Here is a 23,234-nt window from a genome sequence, read left to right on the forward strand (position 1 = left end):
TGATCTCTGCGTCGTGCCGCCGCGTGTTCTCGACCTTCACCATCGGCGTGCCCAGGGGCATCACGATGGTGGCGGGAATGCCCAATCGCCTGGCGTGATAGGCGACGCCCTGCGCATGATTCCCGGCCGACATCGCGATCACGCCGCGCGTCCGTTCCTCCGACGACAGCGCATGCAGGCGGTTCAGCGCGCCGCGCTCCTTGAAGGACGAGGTGAACTGATGGTTCTCGAACTTGAGCCAGATATTGCAGCCGTAGATGTCGCTGAGCGTCCGGCTGTAATTGCAATCGGTGACCGCCACCGCGCCACGGATGGTCGCGGCCGCGGCCGTGATGTCGGCGAGCGAGAGCGGGAGGCTGCCGGGATCGGCCGGCGAAGAATGATCGCTAGCACTGGTCATCGGCGTTCATAACGCGTTGCGCCCGGTCCGGATAGGCAAAAACACCGACGGCTCATGCGATGCTACGGGCCCGCCGCGCCCTCCGCCACGACTTCGTGGCCGTCCCTCGCTTTGCCGCGGAGCGTGACCTTGTCGCCGCCAAACGAGAGAACAAATTTCGCTTGCTCACCGAGTCCCACATACTGCACGTCGATGGCGAAGGTCTCTCCATCCTGCCACGCGCCTTTGACAGCCCGAAGTCCAAATGCGGTCGGCTTGCTCTTGCGGTACAGTCCGTCCAGTCCGATCGGTCCGCCGAGTTTGACCAGCGCGTTCCCTGGCTGATGAGTATCGATCTCCACTTCATAGCGCGGCTGAGACTCGGTCAGAAACAGTGCGAGTGCTTTGATGTTGATCGGGTTATCGGGGAATCGATAGGTCTTTCCGGAAATGGCGGTCGCGAGATCGGGAGTCGGGCCGACGTCGGTCGCCTTCTCCGTCGAGACATCGGCGACCTCATCGGCGAGCAGTTTGGCGGCCTCCGGGTTGGGCGGCAGGCTCGAGGCCGATTTGACCGCGGCGGCGATTTCGTCAGCGAGCCGGCGGAACGGACAGAAGTCCCGGGCCGTCATCGCCGCCACGACATCCAGATCCGGCAAGATCATGATGACCTGGCAATGGTAGCCGACCGCCATGTAGGCATGTCTGTCGGGCAGCACCCAGAACTGGTTGGAATATCTCAGGCCTGGATCGAATAATGCGTTCATGCTCACCGTCGCATGGTCGACGGCATCGACCCAGTCGGTCGGAAGCAGCTGCTTGCCGATCCACTCGCCGTGGTGCAGGTAAAGATAGCCGATCTTGGCCATGTCGTGCGGCAACAACGAAAGACCCCAGCCTCCGATCGAGATGCCCTGGGCGTCCCGGCGCCAGAACGGCGGAGCAATACCCAACGGACCGAACAGCCTGGCGTTCGCGAAATCCTCCGCGCGCGTGCCGGTCAATTTGAGGATGATCGCGGACAGCAGATGCGAATTGCCGCTGTCGTAGTAGAACACCTCGCCGGGCGCGTGCGCCATCGATCGATCCAGGATGAATTTGATCCAGTCCGCGCTGCGTCCGAGTTCGACAAGGGACTGCTCCTTGCCCCCCTGGAAGCCCTCGTCCCAATCCAGTCCGGAGGTCATATCCAGCAGGTTCTGAACCGTCATCGCCTTCTTGCGCTCGTCGATGTTGGCGACGTCGCGGGCGGCCAAGAAATCGAGCACCGGATGGTCGAAGCCGTCGAGCAGGCCATCCTTGTGGACCATCGCTATGAGGCCGCTGACGACGGCCTTGGTGGCGGAGTTGATGACATGGGGAACGTCCGCAGAGTACGGTGCATAATAGGCGTCCAGCACGATCCTGCCGTGACGCACGATCAGGAAGCTGTCGAAACTCTTGGTCCTGCCAAAGGCGATGATTTTCGCAAGTGCAGCAGAATCCATCCCCTCGGCTTCCGGCGTGGACGTTTGCCAATCCGGCATTGGCCAGACCGTTTCGGCGCTCGCACCTTGCGCGTGCACGCCGCAGAAAAATGCCACGAAGAGAAGGGCGGTGGTTGCTGCCGCGCTGGAAAGGATGGATTTTCTGTTTTGCATGGCTCCCCCGTGCGGCAGCACGGGAGAGCTTAGCAATCTGCGCGAGCGTTACAAGCGGTATCCCGCCACGACAATATTGTCAGTTCGTTTCGCCGGCGCTCACGCGATCGGCTTGTTGTGCGGCTGGAACAGCCGGCCTTTCTCAGTCATCGCCACTACCGCGAGGGTCCCGAGCGTGCACAGCAGAAAGCCCGTCGAAAACGGGACCAGCGTGCCATCATAGTCCTGGCCGATGATGGTGCCGAGCACGATCCCGAGCAGCGTCGTGATGGTGCCGTACAGCGAGGAGGCGGTGCCCGCGATGGCGCCCTGCGGCTCCATCGCCAGCGCCGTGAAGTTGGCGACCATCATTCCGAACCAGAACATCATCAGCGCCGACAGCGCCATGAACAGCGGCAGGGACAACAGATCGGCCCGCGCCGCGATGAACATCGCGGCGGCGACTACCAGAAAGCCGAGCAGCGCGCCATGCGAGATCACGCGCATGCCGATGCGTCCGACCAGCCGCGCATTCAGGAAACCCGCGAGTGCCACGCCGATGGCAACCGCGGCAAAGGCCAGCGGGAAATAAGGGCCGAGCCTGAAAACGCCGGTGAACACCTGCTGCGCGGAAAACACGTAGGCGAACATGCAGCCCATGATGCCGCCGGCCGCCAGCGCATAGCCGAGCGTCTGGCGGTTGGTCACGGTCTGGCGATAGGCGGCGAGCACCTCCGAGATCGTGAACGCCTTGCGCTGTGATGCAGGCAGCGTCTCGGGCAGGCGCAGCCAGCTCCAGGCCAGGGTGACAATGCCGTACAGCATCAGCACGACGAAGATGCCGCGCCAATGCGTCAGCATCATCACTGCCTGTCCGAACGACGGCGCGATCACGGGCACCGCGATGAACACCATCATGGCGAGCGATACAACGCTCGCCATCCGGCGGCCGGCATAGCAGTCGCGCACGATCGAGGTTGCGATCACGCGCGTCGCCGACGTGCCGAGCCCCTCGAGCGCACGCGCCAGCAGCAGCGTGGCAAACGACGGCGCCGCGATCGCCAGCACGCTGGCGAGGCCATAGAGCACCATGCCGCCGAGCAGCACGGGGCGGCGACCAAAACTGTCCGACAGGGGACCGATAATGAACTGGCCGAGGCCAAAACCGATCAAGAACGCCGACAGCACCATCTGCAGATGATTCGGCACGTCGATGTTCAGGCTGGCGCCGATGCTCGGCAGGGCCGGCAGCATCATGTCCATGGCGAGCGGATTCAGCGCCATGATCGCCGCGATCGCGACAACGAATTCGGCAAATCCCATCGGGAGGTGCTTTGATGCTTCGATGGGGGTATCGGCATTGATTGTCGTCACGCGGATGGATTCCGTAGTTCGTTGCTTTCGAAACTTTATTACCGCCTGTGCTGCGCTGCACAACCCTCGTTCGGGAATAGCAGCCCGGCGGGCCGCCGGTGTCACGATTGCGTGGTGGCCACACGAGCCGGGCCGGCGGATCGCGGGAAGCAAGTCAGAAGGCAGCGCATGAAAACGTACGAGCTCGTGGCGTTTGTCGCGGCAGCAGCTGGCGGGCCTGCGTGCCGCCATGGGCGCCGCCGGCTCCGGGCGCAGCGGCAATTATGCGCATTGCAGTTTTACCGTAAAGGGCATCGGCCGCTTCGAGCGCTCGCTGGCGCCGGCCCCACGGTCGGGGAGGTCGGCAGGCGCGAAAAGGTCGTGGAAGGGGCGCATCGAAATGCTCTGTGCGAAGGCTCAGGGATGTCCTCGCCGCAATCCGGCGCGCACCCCCTACGAGGAACCGGCGATCGGTGTTTACCCGCTCACGAAGATCGAATAACAGCGCCTGGATGGGTTGAACGCCAGCGATCCCATCGATTGGCGGGATGATGGGTTTGACGGAGCTTGCCATCGGGCGCGCGTTCGCGCCACCCGTTGGTTAAACCCGTCCTACAGTTTCAGGGGGCGCTCGATGCGGTGGGGGGCGACGAAGCCGTTGATCCTGGCGGCGGTGCTGACATTGTCAGCCCATTCGGCTCTCGCCGAGTCCGCCGCCGAACTGATCTCGCACTTTCGTGCACAGCACGGCGAGGCGCGGGTGACGCGCGACGCCACGCTCGATCGCATCGCCGAGGCGCAGGCGCACGCGATGGCGTCGCGCGAGCAGCTCGGTCACGAAGTGCTGGGTTCGTTCTCCTCGCGGATCGCGCCGTCGGGCGCGGGGCGCGCCGCCGAAAACATCGCCTATGGCTACGACAATTTTGAGAAGACGCTGCAGCAGTGGATCGACTCCTCCGAGCATCGCAAAAACCTCCTGCTGCACAACGCCTCCCGCGTCGGCATCGCCAGCGCCCGCGACGCTTCGGGCAAGCGCACCTACTGGGCGATGGAGATCGCCGGCGACTATGACAAGCCCGGCAAGCGGATCAAGGAGCCGCTGGTTGCGGTCGCAAAGCCCGCCACCACCTCGACAACCCGGCGGGAAGCCGCGACCTGTCACATCAAGATCATGAGCCTTTGCCTTTGAAGCGGTACGCCCGGCGCCAGGCGTCAAGGATTGCGCGTCCACCGGAGCGGTCAGCCGCTGCAGCTTGCACGTGCCGAGGCGGAGACGGGTCAGCCCGTCTGACCTTTGCGAGCCCATTTTGGGCATTGCGAACGGGTACAAATCTCGTCTAGAAGGTGCAGGTCACGCCATCCCGACAACGGACCGTCAACGGTTTTGCTGCAGGATCTGGCGTCCAATAGGGTCTGGCAATGCCGGCAAGCAGCCAATTTGACGGAGTTTTGGGAGGAGCGGCCTCTGGCGCCCCCACTCGTCTGGCTGCGTCGCTGCCCACCCTGCTTCTTGGCAGGCTCCTTCTTACCTGCCCCTGAGGGCCGGCTGGGCGGTATGCGCCTGGGCACTCAGGGGTTGTGCGAGATCCAAAAACCCCTTCAGCGCCCAACAGACAAGGCGCGCTACCGTTAAGGAAAATCTGCCATGACCACGTCAGCCAAGTCCGAGAAGGACCGCGTCATCATTTTCGACACCACCCTGCGCGACGGCGAACAATGCCCCGGCGCCACCATGACTTTTGAGGAAAAGCTGGAAGTCGCCGAGATGCTTGACGACATGGGGGTCGACGTCATCGAGGCCGGCTTCCCGATCACCTCGGAAGGCGATTTTCAGGCGGTGTCCGAGATCGCCCGCCGCTCCAAGAATTCTGTCATCGCCGGCCTGTCGCGGGCCCATCCCAAGGACATCGACCGCTGCGCCGAAGCGGTGAAATTCGCGAGGCGCGGCCGGGTCCATACCGTGATCGCGACCTCGCCGCTCCACATGCGCGTCAAGCTCAACATGACGCCGGAGCAGGTGATCGAGACCTCCATCGCCAACGTCACCCGCGCCCGCAACCAGGTCGACGACGTTGAATGGTCGGCCGAGGACGGCACCCGCAGCGAGATGGACTTTTTGTGCCGGATCGTCGAGGCCGTGATCAAGGCCGGCGCCACCACGGTGAACATCCCCGACACCGTCGGCTACACGGTGCCCGAGGAATACACGAATTTCATGCGCACGCTGATCGAGCGGGTGCCGAACTCCGACAAAGCGGTGTTTTCCGTGCACTGCCATAACGACCTCGGCATGGCCGTGGCCAATTCGCTGGCCGGCATTGCCGGCGGCGCGCGCCAGGTCGAATGCACCGTCAACGGCATCGGCGAGCGGGCCGGCAATGCCGCGCTCGAAGAGATCGTGATGGCGATCAACGTGCGCAACGACAAGTTTCCCTGGTGGAACAGGATCGATACGACAAAACTGACCAGCGCCTCAAAGCTGGTGTCGGCGGCGACCTCGTTCCCGGTGCAGTACAACAAGGCCATCGTCGGCCGGAACGCATTCGCCCACGAAAGCGGCATCCACCAGGACGGCGTTCTGAAGGATGCCTCGACCTACGAGATCATGCGGCCTGAAATGGTCGGGTTAAAGCAGTCCTCACTGGTGCTGGGAAAACATTCCGGGCGGCATGCCTTCATCCACAAGCTGGAGGAGATGGGCTACAAGCTCGGCGCCAACCAGATCGAGGATGCGTTCGTGCGGATGAAGGCGCTCGCCGACCGCAAGAAGGACATCTATGACGAGGACATCGAGGCGCTGCTCGACGAGGAGATGGCGGCCGCCCATGACCGCATCAAGTTGACCTCGCTGACCGTGATCGCGGGCACCCATGGCCCGCAGCGCGCTACCATGAAGCTCGACATCGACGGCCAGATCCGGATCGAGGAGGCCGAAGGCAACGGGCCCGTGGATGCCGTCTTCAATTGCATCAAGGCGCTGGTCCCCCATGACGCCAAGCTCGAGCTGTTCCAGGTCCATGCCGTGACCGAGGGTACTGATGCGCAGGCCGAGGTCTCGGTGCGGCTCTCCCAGGACGGCCGCTCGATGACCGCGCGCGCGGCCGATCCGGACACGCTGGTGGCGTCCGCCAAGGCCTATCTCGGTGCGCTCAACAAGATCGTCATGAAGCGCCAGCGCGACGTCCCCGCAGCTGCGGCAAGCTGACGCGCATCATCGACTCGCTGTCATCGCCCGACTTGATCGGGCGATCCAGTACGCCGGCCTCTCGGCTCAAGCTCAGGCGCTCTCGGATACTGGATCCCCGCTTTCGCGGGATGACCATCTCCTAATGCGCTCGTCGAGCGAGCGCCCGATCAGGAAAGCGCGGGGGGGTTCCCGCCGCGTTTTGCGTTGCAGCAAGTCTTTCGTGATGTCCCTTCTAAGGGGCAATGGCTTTCGGATCAGCTTCTCGCTATTGCTGGCACACCAAATAACCGGAGGGCGGCGCGCGCGCACCTCGCAAGAACTGGGAGAGAATATGCGCAAACTGATCTGGACCACGGCCGCCATCGCGGCGCTGGCTTTGCTGGGCCCCGCCGGGGCGGCGGACCAGCCTATTGTCATCAAGTTCAGCCATGTGGTCGCCGCGGATACGCCCAAGGGCAAGGCGGCCGACAAGTTCAAGGAACTGGCCGAGAAATACACGAACGGCAAGGTCAAGGTCGAGGTCTACCCGAACTCCACCCTCTACAAGGACAAGGAGGAGCTGGAAGCGCTGCAACTCGGGGCCGTGCAGATGCTGGCGCCGTCGAACTCCAAATTCGGTCCGATCGGGATCAAGGAATTCGAGGTGTTCGACCTGCCCTACATCCTGCCCGATCTGAGGACGCTGCGGAAGGTCACAGACGGACCGCTCGGCGACAGGCTTCTGAAGCTGCTGGACGCAAAGGGCATGACCGGGCTGGCCTACTGGGACAACGGTTTCAAGGAGATGAGCGCCAACAAGAAGCTGGTTGCGCCGTCCGACTACAAGGGGCTGAAGTTTCGCATCCAGTCCTCCAAGGTGATCGAGGCGCAGTTCCGCGAGCTCGGCGCTATCCCGCAGGTGATGGCGTTCTCGGAAGTGTACCAGGCGCTGCAGACCGGCGTGGTCGACGGCCAGGAGAACACCTGGTCGAACATTTACACCCAGAAGATGAACGAGGTGCAGAAATACGTGACCACCACCAATCACGGCTATATCGGCTATGTCGTGGTCGTGAACAAGAAGTTCTGGGACGGCATGCCGGGCCATGTCCGCGAGGCCTGCGCCAAGGCGATGAAGGAGGCCACCGACTACGGCAACAGCCAGTCGGCGAAGGAAAACGAGGACGCGCTGGAGCTGATCAAGAAGGCCGGCAAGACCGAGATCATCACGCTGACGGCGGAGCAGGACGAGGCGATGCGCAAGGCGATGATGCCGGTCTACAAGGACGTCGCCTCGCGGGTCGGCCAGCCCCTGATCGACGAGTTCTTGAAGGAGACCGGGCGCAGCCCGATCAACTAGATCGTCATTGCGAGCCTATGAGTCGGCGCGAAAGCGCCGCCCGATGATAAACTCCGCGGAGCAATCCAGGATCTAGCACGGGACAAAGGTCTGATTGCTTCGGCGCTTCGCGTCTCGCAATGACGACGGATGGGGTTGGGCGCGCCGTGATGGGATAAATGTGCCGGATCGGGCGGGCTGGTGAACCCGCCCGATTGGCACGGGGGACTTATATGTTGCTGCGAATTCTCGACCGGCTCGAGGAAATCATCATTGCTGGCCTGATGGGCGCCGCGACGATGATCACCTTCGTCGCCGTGGTGCATCGATTTCTGGTCGATGTGCCCTTCCTCTATCCCTATCTGTTCGGGATCAACCTCGCCTGGTCCCAGGAACTCTGCATCTACATGTTCATCTGGATGGCGAAGTTCGGTGCCGCCTATGGCGTGCGCACCGGCATCCATGTCGGCGTCGACGTGCTGATCAACCGCCTGAACGACCGCTGGCGCAAGGGCACGATCCTGTTCGGCCTCGCCGGCGGGGCGCTGTTCACCGCGATCGTCGGCACCATGGGCGCCAAATTCGTCATCGAGCTGATGGGGACCGATCAGGTCTCGCCCGATCTCGAACTGCCGAGCTGGCTAGTCTATGCCTGCATCCCGCTCGGCTCCTATTTGATGTGCTTCCGCTTCCTGCAGGTGATGTGGGCCTATTTCTGGGCTGACGAGCTGCCGCATCACGACGCCGCCCATGTCGACGACATCGAGGTGAGCGCCAAGGCGCCGATCTCGCTCGGAGAAGCCTGATGAGCGCGGCGCTGATTTTTGGGCTGTTGTTTGCGCTGATGCTGACGGGCATGCCGATCTCGATTTCGCTCGGCCTCACCGTTTTGACCTTCCTGTTCACCATGACCGAAGTGCCGATCGAGAGCGTCGGCCTAAAGCTGTTTTCCGGCCTCGACAATTTCGGCATCATGGCGATCCCGTTCTTCATCCTGGCCGGCACCTTTTTGACCCGCGGCGGGGTGGCGCGGCGAATGATTGCGTTCACAACCTCGCTGGTCGGACACCTGCCGGGCGGGCTGGGGCTGGCCGGCGTTGCGGCCTGCGCCATGTTCGCGGCGATCTCGGGCTCCAGCGTTGCGACCGTGGTGGCGATCGGCTCGATCATGCTGCCGGCGATGGTGCAATATGGCTATCCGCGCCGCTTCGGCGTCGGCGTGATCTCGACCTCGGGGGCCCTCGGGATTTTGGTGCCGCCGTCGATCATCCTGGTGCTGTACGGCGTCTCCACCAACACCTCGATCGGCGCGCTGTTCATGGCCGGCATCGTGCCCGGAATCCTGCTCGCGCTGATGCTTGCCGCGGTGACCTTTTTCGTCGCCCGCCGCAACGATTATCCGCGCATGCGCCGCGCCTCGTTCGCGGACCAGTTCAAGACGTTTCGCGAGAGCATCTGGGGACTGCTGCTGATCGGCATCGTGCTGGGCGGCATCTATGGCGGCATTTTCACGCCGACCGAGGCCGCCGCGGTCGCCGCGACCTACGCGTTCATCATCACGGTGTTCGTCTACAAGGAGCTGAAGCTCACCGAGGTGCCGAAAGTCCTGCTGCAGGCGGCCAGCATGAGCTCGATGCTGCTCTACATCATCACCAACGCGGTGCTGTTCTCGTTCCTGATGACACATGAGCAGATTCCGCAGGCGATGGCAGCCTGGATCATCGACAAGAATTTCTCGATCTGGATGTTCTTGCTGGTCGTCAACGTCATCCTGCTGCTGGCCGGCAATGTGATGGACCCCTCGTCGATCCTGCTGATCATGGCGCCGATCCTGTATCCGCTGGCCACAAAACTCGGCGTTCACCCGGTCCATCTTGGCGTGCTGATGATCGTCAATACCGAGGTAGGGTTGTGCCATCCGCCGGTCGGGCTCAATCTCTACATCGCCTCGAGCATCGCCAAGATGGGAATCAGCGAGATCACCATCGCGGTGCTGCCCTGGCTGTGCGCGATGCTGGTCTTCCTCGGCCTGATCACCTACATCCCCGAGATTTCGCTATGGCTGCCGCGGCTCTTGGGAATGATTTAGATCAATTCTCGAGAGCGAGACGGCGAATTACATCTTTGTTAGGAACCGCCTATTTCCAAACTGTAAGTTGATTACGCGCCTTGCGGCGATCATCCTCAAGGCAGCCTTTTCGAGATGGAGGTTCGCATGAGGAATTTCGCCATCGCCGGTATCGCCGCACTCGCGATCGCCGGCTCGACCGCGGTCTATGCCCAGCGCTCGTGGTTTCACGAGCACATGCAACACATGCGGATGAGCCCCGAGGATCGGGCCGCCTTTGCCGATGCGCGGATCGCCGCCGTTCATGCCGGGTTGAAGCTGACCGCCGACCAGGAGAAGCTGTGGCCCCCGGTCGAGAGTGCGGTGCGGGATCTCGTGAAGATCAGGATCGATCGCGCCAATGCGCGGATGAAGGCCGATCAGTCGCAGGACCAGCAGCAGGATGACCCTGTGGCCCGGCTGCGCGATCGCGCCGACACCATGGCTGCCACCGCGGCGGCGATGAAGAAGATCGCCGATGCCGCCGACCCGCTGTACAAGTCGCTCGACGACGCCCAGAAGAGGCGCCTGGCCATGCTGACCCACCACCACCGCTGGTTCGAGGGCGAGGGCTGGCGGCACCATTGGATGGAGCGCGGCATGGACCGGGATCACGGAGGGGACCGGGACGGCGGCGGGCCGGAACGGCTCTGAGCCAGCCGCGGCCGACCTGAAAGAAGCCGCCGCGTGCCGGCGGCTTTTTTCTTGCCGATGCGCGCGCAAGGATGGGAAAAATCCCTTTCTCTTGCTGGACATCGTGAGGTCGCTTTGCTAAACGACCGGCTCTTGCGAGGGCCCTCCGTCGGCCCCGCGGGCGCATAGCTCAGTTGGTAGAGCAGCTGACTCTTAATCAGCGGGTCCCAGGTTCGAGCCCTGGTGCGCCCACCAAACAGGATCAAGCAGTTGCACTGACGCTCGCCAGAACGGGCCTTCGAGTTGCGAGGCCGACTGATCCGTTCTGAGCTTCAGCTGAAAATCGTACCCCGATGGCTGGCGCTCTATCCTTTGTGTCTGAAGCTTCACGCCAGGAGATATAGCGCGCAGATGAATTGGCACAGGTCGATCTCGCGCTCGTCGCAGATTAGGACATTGAGGCGTGCGAATCGGACGAACTTAGAGATCGCAGGATGCCGCTCTCCATCAATGCCAGCGTCGAAAGATGATGCTGGCGTTGACGCCCCCGAAACCGAATCCGTTCGAGATCGCGTGCTCCATGGGTATGCGCCGTGCCTCGCGGGCCACGATGTCGATCCCTTCGGCGGCCGCGTCGGCATTTTCGAGATTGAGAGTGGGCGGCGCGATCTGGTCCCGTAACGCAAGGATCGTGAAGATCGCTTCCGCTCCTCCGGCTGCACCGAGCAGATGACCGGTTGCCGATTTGGTGGCACTCACGGCAATTTTTCCGTCGCGGCCGAACACGGCCTTGATCGCTTCCAGTTCGCAAACGTCGCCAACCGGCGTCGAAGTGGAATGGGCGTTGAGATGCTGGATCTCGCCGGGCTTGAGGCTCGCCTGCCGCAACGCGCCTTCCATGGCGCGGCGCGCGCCGTCGCCGTCCTCCGGTCCTGACGTGATGTGGTACGCATCGGCAGTCGTGCCATAGCCGGCAATCTCGGCGATCGGCTTTGCGCCGCGGCCGAGCGCGTGCTCCAGCTCTTCAATCACGAGGATACCTGCGCCTTCGGCCATGACGAAGCCATCGCGGTCGCGGTCGAAGGGACGGGATGCACGCGCTGGCGTCTCGTTGAAACCCGTGGAAAGGGCCCGGGCGGCGGCAAAGCCGCCAAGGCTCACGAGATCGATGCAGGCTTCCGAGCCACCGCAAATCGCAACGTCGGCTTCTCCGCTCCGGATGAGGCGTGCGGCATCGCCGATCGCCTGCACGCTGGCGGCGCAGGCGGTGACCGGCGTACCGATGGGCCCCTTGAAGCCGTAGCGGATGGAGATATGGCCGGCCGCGAGATTTGCGAGAAAGGACGGCACGGTGAAGGGCGAGAGGCGCCTCGCGCCGCGCTGATCAGTGATGCGAACCGCCTCAACGATTGCCGGAAAGCCTCCGATGCCCGATGCGATCACGGTCGCTGTGCGCTCCATGGAATGCGCGTCGGAAGGAGCCCATGCCGCTTGTGCCATCGCCTCGCCCGCGGCGACCAGTGCGAACAGGATGAAGCGATCCATCCTCCGCTGATCCTTCGGCGGAACAACGAAATCCGGATCGAAGCCCCCATCAGGATCATCTGCCTTTGTCGGCACCATCCCGGCGACCCGTGCGGGAAGGGCAGCCGCCCATTCGGGAAGGATAGCGAGCCCCGAATGGGCCGCGAGCAGCCGCGACCATGCGAGCTCACTGCCGCATCCCAGCGGTGATACCAGTCCCAGTCCCGTAACGACGATGCGGCGCATGATCAATTGACCTTCGAGGACTTCGCAGTCCGGTCACTGTTGCAGACGACTTTGCAATTGATGGACGCAGCGATCCGGCGAGCCAGCCGGCGTTGTTCGGGATCGGATCTCAAGACCTTCAACTTCGCGCTCGATCCTCGCAACACGCTCTTCCAGCCTAAACATGTACTCGCCGCGCGGATCGTCCATGCCTAGGACCTCAACCCAGTCATTCAAGCTCTCCCAAAAGCGCTTCAACACAGTTGCACACTCCTGTTTTTGATCATTACGGTCATTCTGTCGCCATGATCACGCGAGCCAGCTCCGACGGATTCTCGACAGCTGAGAAGTGGCCGGTGTTTTTGAGCGTCACCATCTGTGAGGCAGGAAGCAGCGACCGCGTGCGTTCGCGCTCGGTTGGCCGAGACCAGTCGCTGTCGCCATAAATGAGCGTGACCGGCGCCGAGATCTGCCGATAGTAGTCGCGGGCCTTGCTCCAGGATCGCCAGCCTGCCAACACCTTGCGCGCGATCCGCTTGTATCCCGGGCGGTGGGCGACTTCATCGAACTCGGCGAGCAGATCGGCCGGCAGTTTCCGGGGGTCGTGATATCCGCCACCCATGATCTTGCCGAGGATCATCTTGTTTTCGAGCGACGCATTCACCGCGCCGAGCAGCGGGATCTGCAAACTTCCGATGATGAAATTCGCGAGCCAATTGCCGCGCCGAATTCCGTCGCCATAGCGGGCCTCGTAATCGTAGGCATTGATCGCATAGACCCGCTTCACACGCTGCGGAAGCGAGGCCGCAACCGTAAGGGCCAATGCCCCGCCGATCGACTCGCCGACAATCGTGAGGTCCGAAAGGTTTAGCTCCTCGATGAAGCGAATGACGGCCTGCCTGAAATAGGGTTCGTCGTAGCTCGCGCTTGGATCTATTGGTGAGTGCCCATGGCCTGGTAGGTCAATGGCGTACACCGTGTGCGATCTCGCGAGGAGGGGCGCAAGACTGCGGAAATATTCGAGCTGCGTCCGGATCGTATGTATGAGCAGTAACGCAGGCCCGCTGCCGGTCTTTCGGAAACGCAGGCTGAGCGCATCCGATATTTTGAGCAGACTTGGTTTGGCTTCAGTCACGCTAGGCATTCAATCTCTCCTGGGCTTTGCCGGGGCGATCTTTCAAACGGCTGCGGCTTCTCGGACCTGTTCGACCGCTGCATCCAGAATCGCCCGAGCCAAATCGGGATCGTTGACCGCGCGTGATAGCGTCAGCGCACCGACCATCGTCGAGAGGACGGCCATCGCCTTGCAACTGGCGTTTTCAGCGTCGGTCGCGGGAATCAAACGGCCCAGGATTTCGAGATACTCCTTGATCCCCGCTTCGAATGCCGCTTTCACCTCTCGCCCCTGCCTGGCGGCATCTGAGCCGAGCGCCACGACCGGGCAGCCGTCCAGTTTTTCCTCGCGATGCCCAGCACTGAGGTAGAACGCGATCACCGCGCCAAACGGATCATCAGGATTCTCCGCGATCGCGGTCGACCATCGCTGCGAGGCGCTCTCCAATGCGCGCCTGGACGCCTGTGCCGCCAAGTCCTCCTTGGACTCGAACTGCTTGTAGAAGGCGCCTTGGGTCAGCCCGGCCCCCTCCATCAGATCCTTGAGCCCGATGCCGTCAAAGCCGCGCTCCCGGAAGAGGCGACTTGCTACATTGATCACGTTTTGCCGGTTTTCCTCGGCCTGAATGCGACTTACCCGCATCGTGGACCTCCATTTGGATTTCGGTCGAAATCTATATCCAACTTAGAAGTCGAACGCAATCTATCAAGGACGGCGGCTGGCGTCGTCCGGCGAAGGGCGATTTCGCGTGATCACATTCCTGTCAGCGCCTCCATTGAGATTTCGAACGACTGCTAAACGCATTATAGAGTTCGAACGACATCTAAATTACAGCAGGAGATGGGCATGAAGAGGGGTTTTGCCATATTGGCCGTATTTTGATCCCGGTGGAGGTGGCTACGTTCGTTGCTCTTCGCATTCCCGCTCACGAAGCCTCTGCCGTGAGCGACCCCAGGCAGGAACTGCCGATGGTCAGTCTGGTGACGACCGCGCGGGTGAGCGGGTCCGAGCGCGGGTTCACGGGCACCGTCGGCGCCAGGGTGGAAAGCAATCTCGGCTCTCGCGTCGCCGGTAAGATCGTCGAACGGCTGGTGAATGTCGGTGAGCAGGTCAAAGCCGGGCAGCCGCTCATGCGGATCGACGAAACCGACCTGCGACTTGCGAGGCGTGTGATTGGGATCGGGACGCTCCAGGAGGCGTGCGAGAGTGAAGCGGCTCGTAAACAAGCGATCGGTCGCGTCGCGCTTCGTGAGTTGTCGGACGATTTGAAACCACAGGTGCGTATCGGGTTGCACTCTGCCGTGGCCGGTCGAAGGGCGGCGAACGCGGTGAGCAGAATTGCGGATTGTGATGGGGTTATGAGATGTCGATCCTGATGACGCCCTAGGTGCGAACGCGCCGGCTGCCGTAGTGCGGATGCCTTCCGCCGAGATGACGCCAGTAGCGGTGCTTCGTTGGGGTCGTGTTGGTGTTGGGTGTTGCGCCGCCGGGCGCAGATGCGCCGGCATCCTTTGGCGTGGTCACGCTCTTGTCGTTCGACTGGGCCAGAGACTGAGTTGAGGGTGCAATGGCCGCTACCAAGGCGCCGAGGATCAGGGCTGCGCAGAAGGTGTGGATGTTCATGCTCGCCTCCAATTGACCAACCAGTGACCGACAAAAGGTCAGATCGAGATCGCTCCAACAGCCAGCGCGTAGACGCCGGCGCAGGCGGCGACTGCGAGCGCTGCAAACATGACGGCTTCGAACGGCCGGAAGATCGTCTCCTTGCGTTCGCGCTTCGCAAGAAAGAACAGCAGCGTTCCGGGCGCATACAGGATCGACGACAGCAAGAGAAATTTGGCGCCGCCAGCATAGATCATGCCGGCTGCATAGAGCGTCGCGACTGCGGAGCAGATCCAGTCGACGATGCGCGCACGCTCGCCTGCGACATACGTTTCGCCGCGCGAAGCCAGCATCAGGCCGTAGGCCGCAACGAAGAAATATGGAATCAACGTCATCGCGCTTGTCATCTTCAAGGCGAGCGTGAACGCATGTTCCGCAAACCAGGTGACGAGAAGAAATGCCTGGATGGCGAAGTTAGTCAGCCAGAGCGCACCGACGGGAACCTTCTGCGCATTCAGGCTGGCGAGAAAGGACGGCATGGCTCGGTTGACGGCCGCGGAGTGCAGCACCTCGGCAGCCAGCAACGACCAGGACAGGTAATTGCCGAGAATCGAGATCAAAAGCGCCAGGCTGATAAACACGTTGCCCCAACGACCGACCATCGCCTCCATCACGCCGGCCATGGATGGTGTCGGCAGACCCGCCAGATCCGGCCGAGGCAATACCCCGTAGGACAGGAGGGTCACGAGAACGAGTAGGCAGAGAACGGTCAGGAATCCGATAACGGTCGCTATCCCGATATCCGAGCGATCACTGGCGTAGCGAGAGTAGACGCTCGCTCCTTCGATTCCGACAAAGACGAACACGGTCAGCAGGAGCGTGCTGCGGACCTGGGTGAAGACATTGGGAGCATCCGGCTGCTCCGCTCCCCAGAAACTGCTGGAGAAAAGCTCGGCATCAAAGGCCATGACGGCCACGATAATGAACAACAGGATGGGGACGATCTTGGCGTAGGTTGCGACCGTATTGAGCGTGGCCGCCCCTTTGATGCCGCGCAGCACCAGGACGTGCACGCCCCACAGGAGCGCGGACGCCGAAGCGATCGCCACCGGTGTCGTGCCGTCCCCGAAGATCGGGAAAAATTGCCCCAGCGTAGCCTTGATCAAAACGAGGCAGGCAACGTCGGCGAGGCAACAGCCGACCCAATAGCCGGCTGCCGAAGCAAAGCCGATATAGTCTCCGAATCCGGCCATGGCGTAGGCATAGATGCCGGCGTCGAGGTCCGGCTTGCGGCGCGACAACGTTTGGAAAACGAGAGCCAGCATCAGCATTCCCGTGCCCGCGATGACCCAAGCGATGAAAGCTCCGAGCGCTCCCGTGGCCCGTCCGAACGCTGCAGGCAACGCGAAAATGCCGGAACCAACCATCGACCCTATCACGAGCGCGATAAGGGCTCCGAGGGAGAGCTTCTGGTCGGACTCGTTCGCTGCAGGAGCCATGACAGAGAATGGCCTTCCAAACGCAGGTGGGCGGGGCCCCATAGGCTCGAGGGACCAAGGGATGCCGTCCAACCGATGCGAAGACCTTAGAGGCACATTTACCGCTCGCACATCAGGGATTCTCTGTAGGCCGCGAGGGTAGGAGATAGGCATGGGCTCCCGCAAAACCGCTTGCGGTCTGGCTCTTGAACCGCGCTTGATCGCAAACCGACGTAAGTCGCTCGCCGCGACTAGTCGAGTACGGCTTCCTGGAATCCCGATGGAATTAGGGTGATTCTGCTCCTCCAACTCGGGTGATTGTCCGATATCCCGGGCCAACGGGGAAGCGTAGCTTTGCTGCATCCTGCGTGCTCGAGAGGAGGCAAGCGATGTCAAACTATGATGAGAACCTGGCGGCCTCTGGTACGGCCCGCAGCGCGGTGGCGTTGGATACCGGATTGCGCGACTACATGATGCGCATCTACAACTACATGGCCGCAGGTGTCGGACTGACCGCGGCTGTCGCGTGGCTGACCTATCAACTCATCGGTCCCGCATTGCTGCAAAGTCCGCTGATATGGGTCTTCATCCTGGCGCCGCTTGCGCTCGTGTTCGTCATCGGATCGCGTATCAATACGTTGTCCGTGACGACAGCCCGGCTCTTGTTCTTCGCATATGCGGCGCTGGTTGGCGTGTCGCTCTCGATCCTGCTGCACATTTATACGAGTTCCTCGATCACCCGCGTCTTCTTCATTGCAGCCGCGACGTTCGGAGCGCTCAGCATCTTTGGATACACGACCAGGCGGGACCTCTCCGGGGTAGGCACCTTTCTGTTCATGGGCCTGATCGGAATCATCGTCGCGAGCTTGGTCAATCTTTTCCTGCGTTCGACCGGCCTCGACTGGCTGATCTCGATCGTCGGCGTTGGGGTCTTTGCAGGCCTGACGGCCTACGATACGCAGCGCATCAAGGCGATGTACGACAGCAAGGACGACGAAACCTCCGCGGGCCGCAAGTCCATCATCGCTGCGCTGTCGCTCTACCTCAACTTCATCAATTTGTTCATGATGCTGCTGCGCCTTGGGGGCGGGCGGCGCTAGGGCTGAGACGGTTCAGGCCGCGGACCTCTCTATGACGCTCGCAAGAGCGTCGCGCAGGGCGTTTTCGGGCGAAACGAGCCGCCGAGACTCTCCGATCTCGCTTCCCGCTGACGAGCCTATCCTCCGAGGGAAATTCTTGGCCTGGACTAGGTAATCACCCGATATTTCCTGCCATTTGGATGGCGCATGGTTCGAGCTTCGGAAGAGCTGGCTGGCGAGCTGTTGCTCAGCGCTGGCCGCTCGAGGCCTTCACATGAGTGCGACGCCATCGATCCAGAAGCTTTCGCTGTTCGCGTTGACCGCGATGGTGGTCGGCTCCATGGTCGGCTCGGGTATCTTCTCGTTGCCCAGAACCTTCGGCATCGCAACCGGTCCGTTCGGAGCGATCTTCGCCTGGTGCATCGCCGGCGGCGGCATGTACACCTTGGCCCGCGTGTTTCAGTCGTTGGCGGAACGCAAGCCTGATCTTGACGCCGGTGTCTATGCTTACGCGAAGGAAGGCTTCGGCGACTATCCCGGCTTCTTGTCGGCGCTCGGCTACTGGACCGGCAGCTGCATCGGCAACGTTTCCTACTGGGTGCTGATCAAATCGACGCTGGGAGCCTTCTTCCCCATCTTCGGAGATGGCAACACGGTTACCGCGATCGTCGTCGCCTCAATCGGGATTTGGCTGTTTCACTTCATGATCCTGCGGGGGGTGCAGCAGGCCGCCGCCATCAATACCATTGTGACGATCGCGAAAATCGTGCCGATCCTGATTTTCATCATCATTCTGATCTTCGCCTTCAAGGCCGACATGTTCCGCGCCAATTTCTGGGGCGGCGAGGGCATGCCCACCGCGAGCCTGTTCGAGCAAATCCGCGCGACCATGCTGGTCACGGTGTTTGTCTTTCTCGGCATCGAGGGCGCCAGCGTCTATTCGCGTTACGCAAAAGAGCGCTCCCACGTCGGCGCCGCGACGATCATGGGCTTTGCGATCGTGACGAGCCTGATGGTACTGGTCACCATGCTGCCTTATGCCGTGTTGCAGCGCGCCGAGATCGCCGGCATGCGGCAGCCGTCCATGGCGGCGGTGCTGGAAGCGGTGGTTGGGCATTGGGGAGCCGTCTTCATAAGCATAGGCCTTCTGATCTCGGTCCTTGGCGCCTATCTCGCATGGTCGCTGATCTGCGCCGAGGTGCTTTCCGCCGCCGGCCGGACCAGGGATATGCCGGCCCTGTTCGGCGCCGAGAACGAAAACAAGGTCCCCGCTGCGGCGCTGTGGATGACGAACGTGATCGTTCAGCTCTTCGTCATCAGCACTTATTGGTCTCGGGATGCCTTCGCGCTGATGCTGAATTTGACGAGCGTCATGAACCTCATTCCATTCTTCCTCGTCGCCGCCTACGGCCTCTTGCTGGTCAGGCGGGGAGAGACTTATGAAAAACGTCCGGATGAGCGCAGACGCGACCTGATCTTTACCGGCATCGCCGTCATCTACACGCTCTTCCTGATCTATGCGGCTGGAATGAAATACCTGCTGCTCGCTGCAATCCTCTACGCGCCCGGCACGGCGCTCTATTTCTGGGCTCGCCTGGAGCAGAAGGCCCGGGTCTTCACGTCGGTCGAGTGGGGCATCTTCGTTGCGGCGGCCATTGGGGCTGCGGTTGGGATTCATGGATTGGTCACGGGCTACATCACCATCTAGGCAAGGCATCTCCCATGACGAAGCAGACCTCGGAATCCGGGCTTACCTTTGGTGTTCATTCGGAGGTCGGCCAGCTGCGCAAGGTGATGGTCTGTTCGCCCGGCCGAGCCCATCAACGCCTTACGCCCTCCAATTGCGACACCTTGCTGTTTGACGACGTCCTCTGGGTCGATAACGCCAAGCGTGATCATTTCGACTTTGTGCAGAAGATGCGCGACCGCGGCATCGAGGTCGTCGAGATGCACAACCTGCTCACGGAAACCGTTGCGATACCGGAAGCCAGGGACTGGATCCTCGACAATCAGGTCGTGCCAAACCAGGTCGGTCTTGGCCTTGTCGACGAGTTGCGCGATTATCTGGAGAGCCTCAAGCCGCGCGAACTGGCGGAAACTCTGATTGGGGGCGTATCGACCCATGATTTCCCCGACGCCCATGGCGGGGAGACGCTCAAACTCATCCGAGAGGCGGCAGGCATGGTCGAATACCTGCTGCCGCCGCTTCCCAATACGCTGTACACGCGAGATACAACCTGCTGGATCTATGGTGGCGTGACGCTGAACTCGCTATTTTGGCCCGCGCGCCATGAAGAGCCGATTCTCGCCGCGGCCATTTATCAGTTTCACCCGGATTTCGCAGGCAAGGTCAACGTCTGGTGGGGCGATCCGACGAAGGACCATGGCCTCGCGACTCTAGAAGGTGGCGATGTCATGCCGATCGGCAAAGGCAATGTCCTGATCGGCATGAGCGAACGCACCTCCCGGCAGGCGATCAGCCAGCTTGCCGCGGCCCTCTTCAACAAGGGAGCAGCCGATCGCGTGATCGTGGCTGCCATGCCGAAGCTCCGCGCCGCGATGCATCTCGACACGGTGTTCACATTTGCCGACCGTGACTGCGTTTTGATCTATCCGGATATCGTCGACAAGATCGCGGCCTACTCTTATCGACCGGCAAAAAACTCTGCCGGCATAGAGCTTCGAAGGGACGAAGGGCCGTTCGTCAATGTCGTCGCAGAGGCCCTTGGCCTGAAGAAGCTGCGCGTTGTTGAGACCGGTGGCGGCGCGTATCTGCGGGAGCGAACGCAGTGGGACAGCGGAGCGAATCTCGTCTGCGCATCACCAGGGGTCGTGTTCGCCTACGACCGCAACACTTACGCCAACACGTTGCTGCGCAAGGAAGGAATTGAGGTGATTACGATCGTCGGTGCGGAACTCGGCCGTGGCCGCGGCGGCGGTCACTGCATGACCTGTCCGATCATCCGGGATGCTGTGGATTATTGAAGGGTACTCCCCGTCACAGCGAGGTACGGAACGATGTATGTTCCAGCATGGCAGCGCAGGTGTGGCGCTTCGCGCGACGCCACCGTGCGATTTTGGAGGTACTTCAATGTCCCGATCCTTCGTCGCGAAATCGCCCCTACTTCCAGCGGGTTCCTATTAGGCTATCAACTGTCCGTGAATGCGAGATAGTAGTATCAAGCCACCACTCGCCGTATAGTTGCCATCAAAAGGGGTGTCGCGCCTCGTGATCGACGGCACCCGGCATTTAGAGTGTGCAACAAGGCGAGTGCGTAGGTTGAAACGACGCAACTCACCAGCCCGCCAAACAACCGGCGTCCGGAAGCGGCCAACGATTGGTTCGGAAGTAGCGAGCGATCGGCTGTATTGGACGTATTCTGGAGATTTGCTCTTTGTTGTGCGCCCATCGACCGAGGGACGCTTTTTTTTCGAAGATATCAACCCCGCGTTTGCATCCCTTCTTGGAATTTCGCCAGAGGACATCAGCAAGACGGCGGTTTCCGACTGCATGACCAGCCAGGACGCTCGGTCGGTCCATGAAGCCTTTCATTCCTGTCTCGCCGAAGGAGGGGAGATCCGGGCGAGGCACCTTCTCACGCTCGGTAGATCCCGACAACACATCGAGACGGTGGTTAGTCCGATCCGTGATCCCCGGACAGGAAACATCATTCGGCTCGTCGGCAGCCATCGCGCAGCGCTTGAAGCTCCGTCCGAAGAGGCCCCTGACTGGAATGCCGGAGCGAATCTTGGGCTCGCATCTCTTCAAGACCAGATCCAGCAGCGCATTGCATCAGATCTTCACGATTCGACCTGTCAACATTTGATCGCCGCCAGCCTTGGCTTGATGCGGATTCGGACCAACCTGGGTGATGCCGTCAGCACCGAACGGCTTTGCGATGACGTCGATACGTCGATCGATGAGGCGCTCCGGGAGATCCGGGCTTTTGCTTACCTGCTGCATCCTCAGGATCTGACAACCGATGGGCTGAAGGCTACGATCGAGCACTATGCCAAGGGATTCGCCGCGCGCACGTCGCTCCAGGTCGGAACTCGGATCGCGCCGGATGTGGATCGATTGCCGTACGCGAAACAGCGCACGCTATTGCGGGTCGTTCAAGAAGCCCTGACAAACGTTTTTCGTCATGCCAAGGCCACGCAAGTGGAGGTCGTCCTTGAACCAACTGACGGTCGCTTCCGGCTGATGATCAGCGACGATGGTCGCGGCATGCCGGTTGACCGGTCGAGGTCCGGCCTCAAGGCGATATTGCCTGGCGTCGGGATCCCCGCGATGCGAGCGAGACTGCGCCAGATCGGAGGGACACTCGAGATCTGGTCCGGTCCACAGACGCGACGGGCAGGCACGGTGTTGTGCGCGGTACTTCCGCACGACCTCGCAGCCAGAAAGCGCAACAGACGAAAGGTCACCTCAATTATCAGGGCCCATACAGGCACACAATAGAGCCAACAGCCTAAGCATCGTTCGCAGGTGGAAGTTGATCCCTTGATGTCGGTGCTTTTTCGATGGCTTCATCAAGAAGACCTGGAGTGTTCTGCCATGAAGCGGATTCTTATCGCTGACGATCACGAAGCGGTGCGGTCGGGGCTCCGGGCGGTGCTACAACAACGTGTGGGCTGGGAAGTGGTCGCGGAGGCGAACGATGGCAGCGGAGCAGTTGCCGCAGCGATTGAAAGCCGACCCCATGTTGCCATTGTCGATTTCTCCATGCCGCGAATGACGGGAGTGGAGGTCGCACGGCGGATCCGGGAGTATCCGCTGCAGACGGAAGTGCTGATCTTCACCGTGCACAACTCCAGTCTGCTGGCGCAACAGGCGTTCCAGGCCGGCGCGCGTGCGTTCCTGGTGAAGTCTGACGCAAACAAGCTGTTGCTGACGGCCGTCGAGTGTCTTCTCGCGCACAAGCCGTTTTGCACCAGAAGCTGTTCGAAGCAATTTGACACCGAATCGGCCACAGACCGGAACACGCCCGAAGGGCTCACGCGGCGAGAGCAGTTCGTCGTCAAGCTGGTTGCGGAAGGCTATAGCAACAAGGGCATCAGCGCCATCCTGAACCTCAGCGTCAAGACGACCGAGGCGCACCGCGCGGCGGCGATGCGCAAGCTGGACGTAAATTCGACCGCCGGGCTGGTCCGGTATGCGGTTCGGGCCAGACTTGTCGATGCTTGACGTCTACTTGGCCCAAGGACGAGCCAGGGTGAAGTCCGGCGTTGCGATCCGTCTGCAGAGTGCAAGGTGGACCTCAGTACACTCATCGCAAATCTTAAGGGTTTTGTGGGATAACCCATCAGAAACCGATCAGTATGATCGGACGGGCTTGCGCCGGTAGTCGGCCTCGACCGACCGGTGGGTGCGGTTGCGCTATCGAGGGACGACGTAGTGAAACGCATCTTGATCGCGGATGATCATGAAGTCGTGCGCTCCGGACTTCGCGCGATCATCGAAGGTCAAGCGAACTGGATTGTCGTTGGCGAGGCCGCCGACGGCGAGCAGACGGTGACATTGGCTTCGGAATTGAGACCAGATGTCGTGATCGTCGACTATTCGATGCCTCTGATGAACGGGCTCGAGGTCAGCCGCCGCATCAAGTTGCTTCA

General features: G+C 61.6%; 22 protein-coding genes and 1 tRNA gene. 15 read left to right on the forward strand and 8 right to left on the reverse strand.

The features are described from left to right. The 3 genes from JOZ76_RS22605 to JOZ76_RS22615 all read right to left on the reverse strand — a co-directional run. Positions 1-400: pyridoxal-phosphate dependent enzyme (locus tag JOZ76_RS22605; protein WP_291702048.1), on the reverse strand; the 400-nt coding region annotated here is incomplete at its 3' end. A gap of 62 nt (positions 401-462) precedes the next feature. Next, positions 463-1,866, reverse strand: a complete 1,404-nt coding sequence (locus JOZ76_RS22610; RefSeq protein WP_291702050.1) for a serine hydrolase domain-containing protein — start codon at positions 1,864-1,866, stop codon at positions 463-465. Between the two features lie 252 nt (positions 1,867-2,118). Next, positions 2,119-3,372: a multidrug effflux MFS transporter gene (locus JOZ76_RS22615; RefSeq protein WP_291702080.1), complete on the reverse strand. Its 1,254-nt coding sequence runs from the start codon at positions 3,370-3,372 to the stop codon at positions 2,119-2,121. A gap of 613 nt (positions 3,373-3,985) precedes the next feature. On the opposite strand from JOZ76_RS22615, the gene JOZ76_RS22620 reads away from it, so the two are divergent. The 7 genes from JOZ76_RS22620 to JOZ76_RS22650 all read left to right on the forward strand — a co-directional run bounded on the left by JOZ76_RS22620 (position 3,986) and on the right by JOZ76_RS22650 (position 10,851). Further along, positions 3,986-4,540 (forward strand): CAP domain-containing protein, encoded by a 555-nt coding sequence (locus JOZ76_RS22620; protein WP_291702052.1) that lies wholly within the window; start codon positions 3,986-3,988, stop codon positions 4,538-4,540. A 456-nt stretch (positions 4,541-4,996) separates the two neighbouring features. Continuing rightward, the gene (locus JOZ76_RS22625; RefSeq protein WP_291702054.1) at positions 4,997-6,556 is read left to right on the forward strand and encodes a 2-isopropylmalate synthase; all 1,560 of its coding nucleotides are present in this window, start codon (positions 4,997-4,999) and stop codon (positions 6,554-6,556) included. Positions 6,557-6,869: 313 nt separating this feature from the next. Then, positions 6,870-7,877: a TRAP transporter substrate-binding protein gene (locus JOZ76_RS22630; RefSeq protein WP_291702056.1), complete on the forward strand. Its 1,008-nt coding sequence runs from the start codon at positions 6,870-6,872 to the stop codon at positions 7,875-7,877. A gap of 212 nt (positions 7,878-8,089) precedes the next feature. After that, positions 8,090-8,662: a TRAP transporter small permease gene (locus JOZ76_RS22635; protein WP_291702058.1), complete on the forward strand. Its 573-nt coding sequence runs from the start codon at positions 8,090-8,092 to the stop codon at positions 8,660-8,662. Beyond that, a complete protein-coding gene (locus JOZ76_RS22640) occupies positions 8,662-9,945 on the forward strand; it encodes a TRAP transporter large permease (RefSeq protein WP_291702060.1) in 1,284 nt (427 codons plus the stop codon). The genes JOZ76_RS22635 and JOZ76_RS22640 overlap by 1 nt, the downstream gene beginning before the upstream one ends. Before the next feature lie 126 nt (positions 9,946-10,071). Then, positions 10,072-10,617: a Spy/CpxP family protein refolding chaperone gene (locus JOZ76_RS22645; protein WP_291702061.1), complete on the forward strand. Its 546-nt coding sequence runs from the start codon at positions 10,072-10,074 to the stop codon at positions 10,615-10,617. A gap of 158 nt (positions 10,618-10,775) precedes the next feature. Then, positions 10,776-10,851: transfer RNA gene (locus tag JOZ76_RS22650), tRNA-Lys, on the forward strand. 252 nt (positions 10,852-11,103) lie between these two features. Here JOZ76_RS22650 and fabF read toward each other — a convergent pair. After that, positions 11,104-12,366, reverse strand: a complete 1,263-nt coding sequence (fabF, locus tag JOZ76_RS22655) for a beta-ketoacyl-ACP synthase II (RefSeq protein ID WP_291702063.1) — start codon at positions 12,364-12,366, stop codon at positions 11,104-11,106. Between the two features lie 6 nt (positions 12,367-12,372). On the opposite strand from fabF, the gene JOZ76_RS22660 reads away from it, so the two are divergent. Continuing rightward, complete coding sequence (locus tag JOZ76_RS22660; RefSeq protein WP_291702065.1) at positions 12,373-12,561, forward strand: hypothetical protein; 189 nt, start codon at positions 12,373-12,375, stop codon at positions 12,559-12,561. Between the two features lie 76 nt (positions 12,562-12,637). Here JOZ76_RS22660 and JOZ76_RS22665 read toward each other — a convergent pair whose 3' ends face one another. Beyond that, entirely contained in the window at positions 12,638-13,489 is an 852-nt protein-coding gene (locus JOZ76_RS22665) for an alpha/beta fold hydrolase (protein WP_291702067.1), read from the reverse strand. A 33-nt stretch (positions 13,490-13,522) separates the two neighbouring features. Then, on the reverse strand, positions 13,523-14,101 hold the full coding sequence (locus JOZ76_RS22670; protein ID WP_291702069.1) for a TetR/AcrR family transcriptional regulator: 579 nt from the start codon (positions 14,099-14,101) through the stop codon (positions 13,523-13,525). A gap of 326 nt (positions 14,102-14,427) precedes the next feature. Between JOZ76_RS22670 and JOZ76_RS38585 the strand changes: the two genes are divergently transcribed. Then, positions 14,428-14,835 carry a hypothetical protein gene (locus JOZ76_RS38585; RefSeq protein ID WP_441300075.1) on the forward strand — a complete coding sequence of 136 codons (408 nt, stop codon included), beginning with the start codon at positions 14,428-14,430 and terminating at the stop codon, positions 14,833-14,835. Between the two features lie 7 nt (positions 14,836-14,842). On the opposite strand, the gene JOZ76_RS22680 is transcribed toward JOZ76_RS38585, so the two are convergent. Next, positions 14,843-15,082, reverse strand: a complete 240-nt coding sequence (locus JOZ76_RS22680; protein WP_291702071.1) for a hypothetical protein — start codon at positions 15,080-15,082, stop codon at positions 14,843-14,845. A gap of 38 nt (positions 15,083-15,120) precedes the next feature. After that, entirely contained in the window at positions 15,121-16,560 is a 1,440-nt protein-coding gene (locus JOZ76_RS22685) for a basic amino acid/polyamine antiporter (RefSeq protein ID WP_291702081.1), read from the reverse strand. Positions 16,561-16,928: 368 nt separating this feature from the next. On the opposite strand from JOZ76_RS22685, the gene JOZ76_RS22690 reads away from it, so the two are divergent. The 6 genes from JOZ76_RS22690 to JOZ76_RS22715 all read left to right on the forward strand — a co-directional run. Next, entirely contained in the window at positions 16,929-17,639 is a 711-nt protein-coding gene (locus tag JOZ76_RS22690) for a Bax inhibitor-1/YccA family protein (protein ID WP_291702073.1), read from the forward strand. Between the two features lie 253 nt (positions 17,640-17,892). Further along, positions 17,893-19,326: a basic amino acid/polyamine antiporter gene (locus JOZ76_RS22695; protein WP_291702076.1), complete on the forward strand. Its 1,434-nt coding sequence runs from the start codon at positions 17,893-17,895 to the stop codon at positions 19,324-19,326. A gap of 14 nt (positions 19,327-19,340) precedes the next feature. After that, positions 19,341-20,603 carry an arginine deiminase gene (arcA, locus tag JOZ76_RS22700; protein ID WP_291702083.1) on the forward strand — a complete coding sequence of 421 codons (1,263 nt, stop codon included), beginning with the start codon at positions 19,341-19,343 and terminating at the stop codon, positions 20,601-20,603. A 286-nt stretch (positions 20,604-20,889) separates the two neighbouring features. After that, positions 20,890-22,080: a sensor histidine kinase gene (locus JOZ76_RS22705; RefSeq protein ID WP_291702085.1), complete on the forward strand. Its 1,191-nt coding sequence runs from the start codon at positions 20,890-20,892 to the stop codon at positions 22,078-22,080. A gap of 96 nt (positions 22,081-22,176) precedes the next feature. Continuing rightward, on the forward strand, positions 22,177-22,806 hold the full coding sequence (locus JOZ76_RS22710; RefSeq protein ID WP_291702077.1) for a response regulator: 630 nt from the start codon (positions 22,177-22,179) through the stop codon (positions 22,804-22,806). Between the two features lie 210 nt (positions 22,807-23,016). Continuing rightward, positions 23,017-23,234, forward strand: a 218-nt coding sequence (locus JOZ76_RS22715; protein WP_291702079.1) for a response regulator, incomplete at its 3' end; no start/stop codon positions are given.

Origin of the sequence: Bradyrhizobium sp., assembly GCF_019244115.1 — a bacterium.
In the GTDB taxonomy this organism is placed as follows: Bacteria; Pseudomonadota; Alphaproteobacteria; order Rhizobiales; family Xanthobacteraceae; genus Bradyrhizobium.

Coding starts and splice junctions, on each gene's coding strand:
- JOZ76_RS22665 (WP_291702067.1), bottom strand. CDS start 13,489: ATGCCTAGCGTGACTGAAGCCAAACCAAGTCTGCTCAAAATATCGGAT.
- JOZ76_RS22685 (WP_291702081.1), bottom strand. CDS start 16,560: ATGGCTCCTGCAGCGAACGAGTCCGACCAGAAGCTCTCCCTCGGAGCC.
- JOZ76_RS22710 (WP_291702077.1), top strand. CDS start 22,177: ATGAAGCGGATTCTTATCGCTGACGATCACGAAGCGGTGCGGTCGGGG.
- JOZ76_RS22690 (WP_291702073.1), top strand. CDS start 16,929: ATGTCAAACTATGATGAGAACCTGGCGGCCTCTGGTACGGCCCGCAGC.
- JOZ76_RS22630 (WP_291702056.1), top strand. CDS start 6,870: ATGCGCAAACTGATCTGGACCACGGCCGCCATCGCGGCGCTGGCTTTG.
- fabF (WP_291702063.1), bottom strand. CDS start 12,366: ATGCGCCGCATCGTCGTTACGGGACTGGGACTGGTATCACCGCTGGGA.
- JOZ76_RS22610 (WP_291702050.1), bottom strand. CDS start 1,866: ATGGATTCTGCTGCACTTGCGAAAATCATCGCCTTTGGCAGGACCAAG.
- arcA (WP_291702083.1), top strand. CDS start 19,341: ATGACGAAGCAGACCTCGGAATCCGGGCTTACCTTTGGTGTTCATTCG.
- JOZ76_RS22620 (WP_291702052.1), top strand. CDS start 3,986: ATGCGGTGGGGGGCGACGAAGCCGTTGATCCTGGCGGCGGTGCTGACA.
- JOZ76_RS38585 (WP_441300075.1), top strand. CDS start 14,428: ATGGTCAGTCTGGTGACGACCGCGCGGGTGAGCGGGTCCGAGCGCGGG.
- JOZ76_RS22640 (WP_291702060.1), top strand. CDS start 8,662: ATGAGCGCGGCGCTGATTTTTGGGCTGTTGTTTGCGCTGATGCTGACG.
- JOZ76_RS22625 (WP_291702054.1), top strand. CDS start 4,997: ATGACCACGTCAGCCAAGTCCGAGAAGGACCGCGTCATCATTTTCGAC.
- JOZ76_RS22645 (WP_291702061.1), top strand. CDS start 10,072: ATGAGGAATTTCGCCATCGCCGGTATCGCCGCACTCGCGATCGCCGGC.
- JOZ76_RS22680 (WP_291702071.1), bottom strand. CDS start 15,082: ATGAACATCCACACCTTCTGCGCAGCCCTGATCCTCGGCGCCTTGGTA.
- JOZ76_RS22635 (WP_291702058.1), top strand. CDS start 8,090: ATGTTGCTGCGAATTCTCGACCGGCTCGAGGAAATCATCATTGCTGGC.
- JOZ76_RS22695 (WP_291702076.1), top strand. CDS start 17,893: ATGAGTGCGACGCCATCGATCCAGAAGCTTTCGCTGTTCGCGTTGACC.
- JOZ76_RS22670 (WP_291702069.1), bottom strand. CDS start 14,101: ATGCGGGTAAGTCGCATTCAGGCCGAGGAAAACCGGCAAAACGTGATC.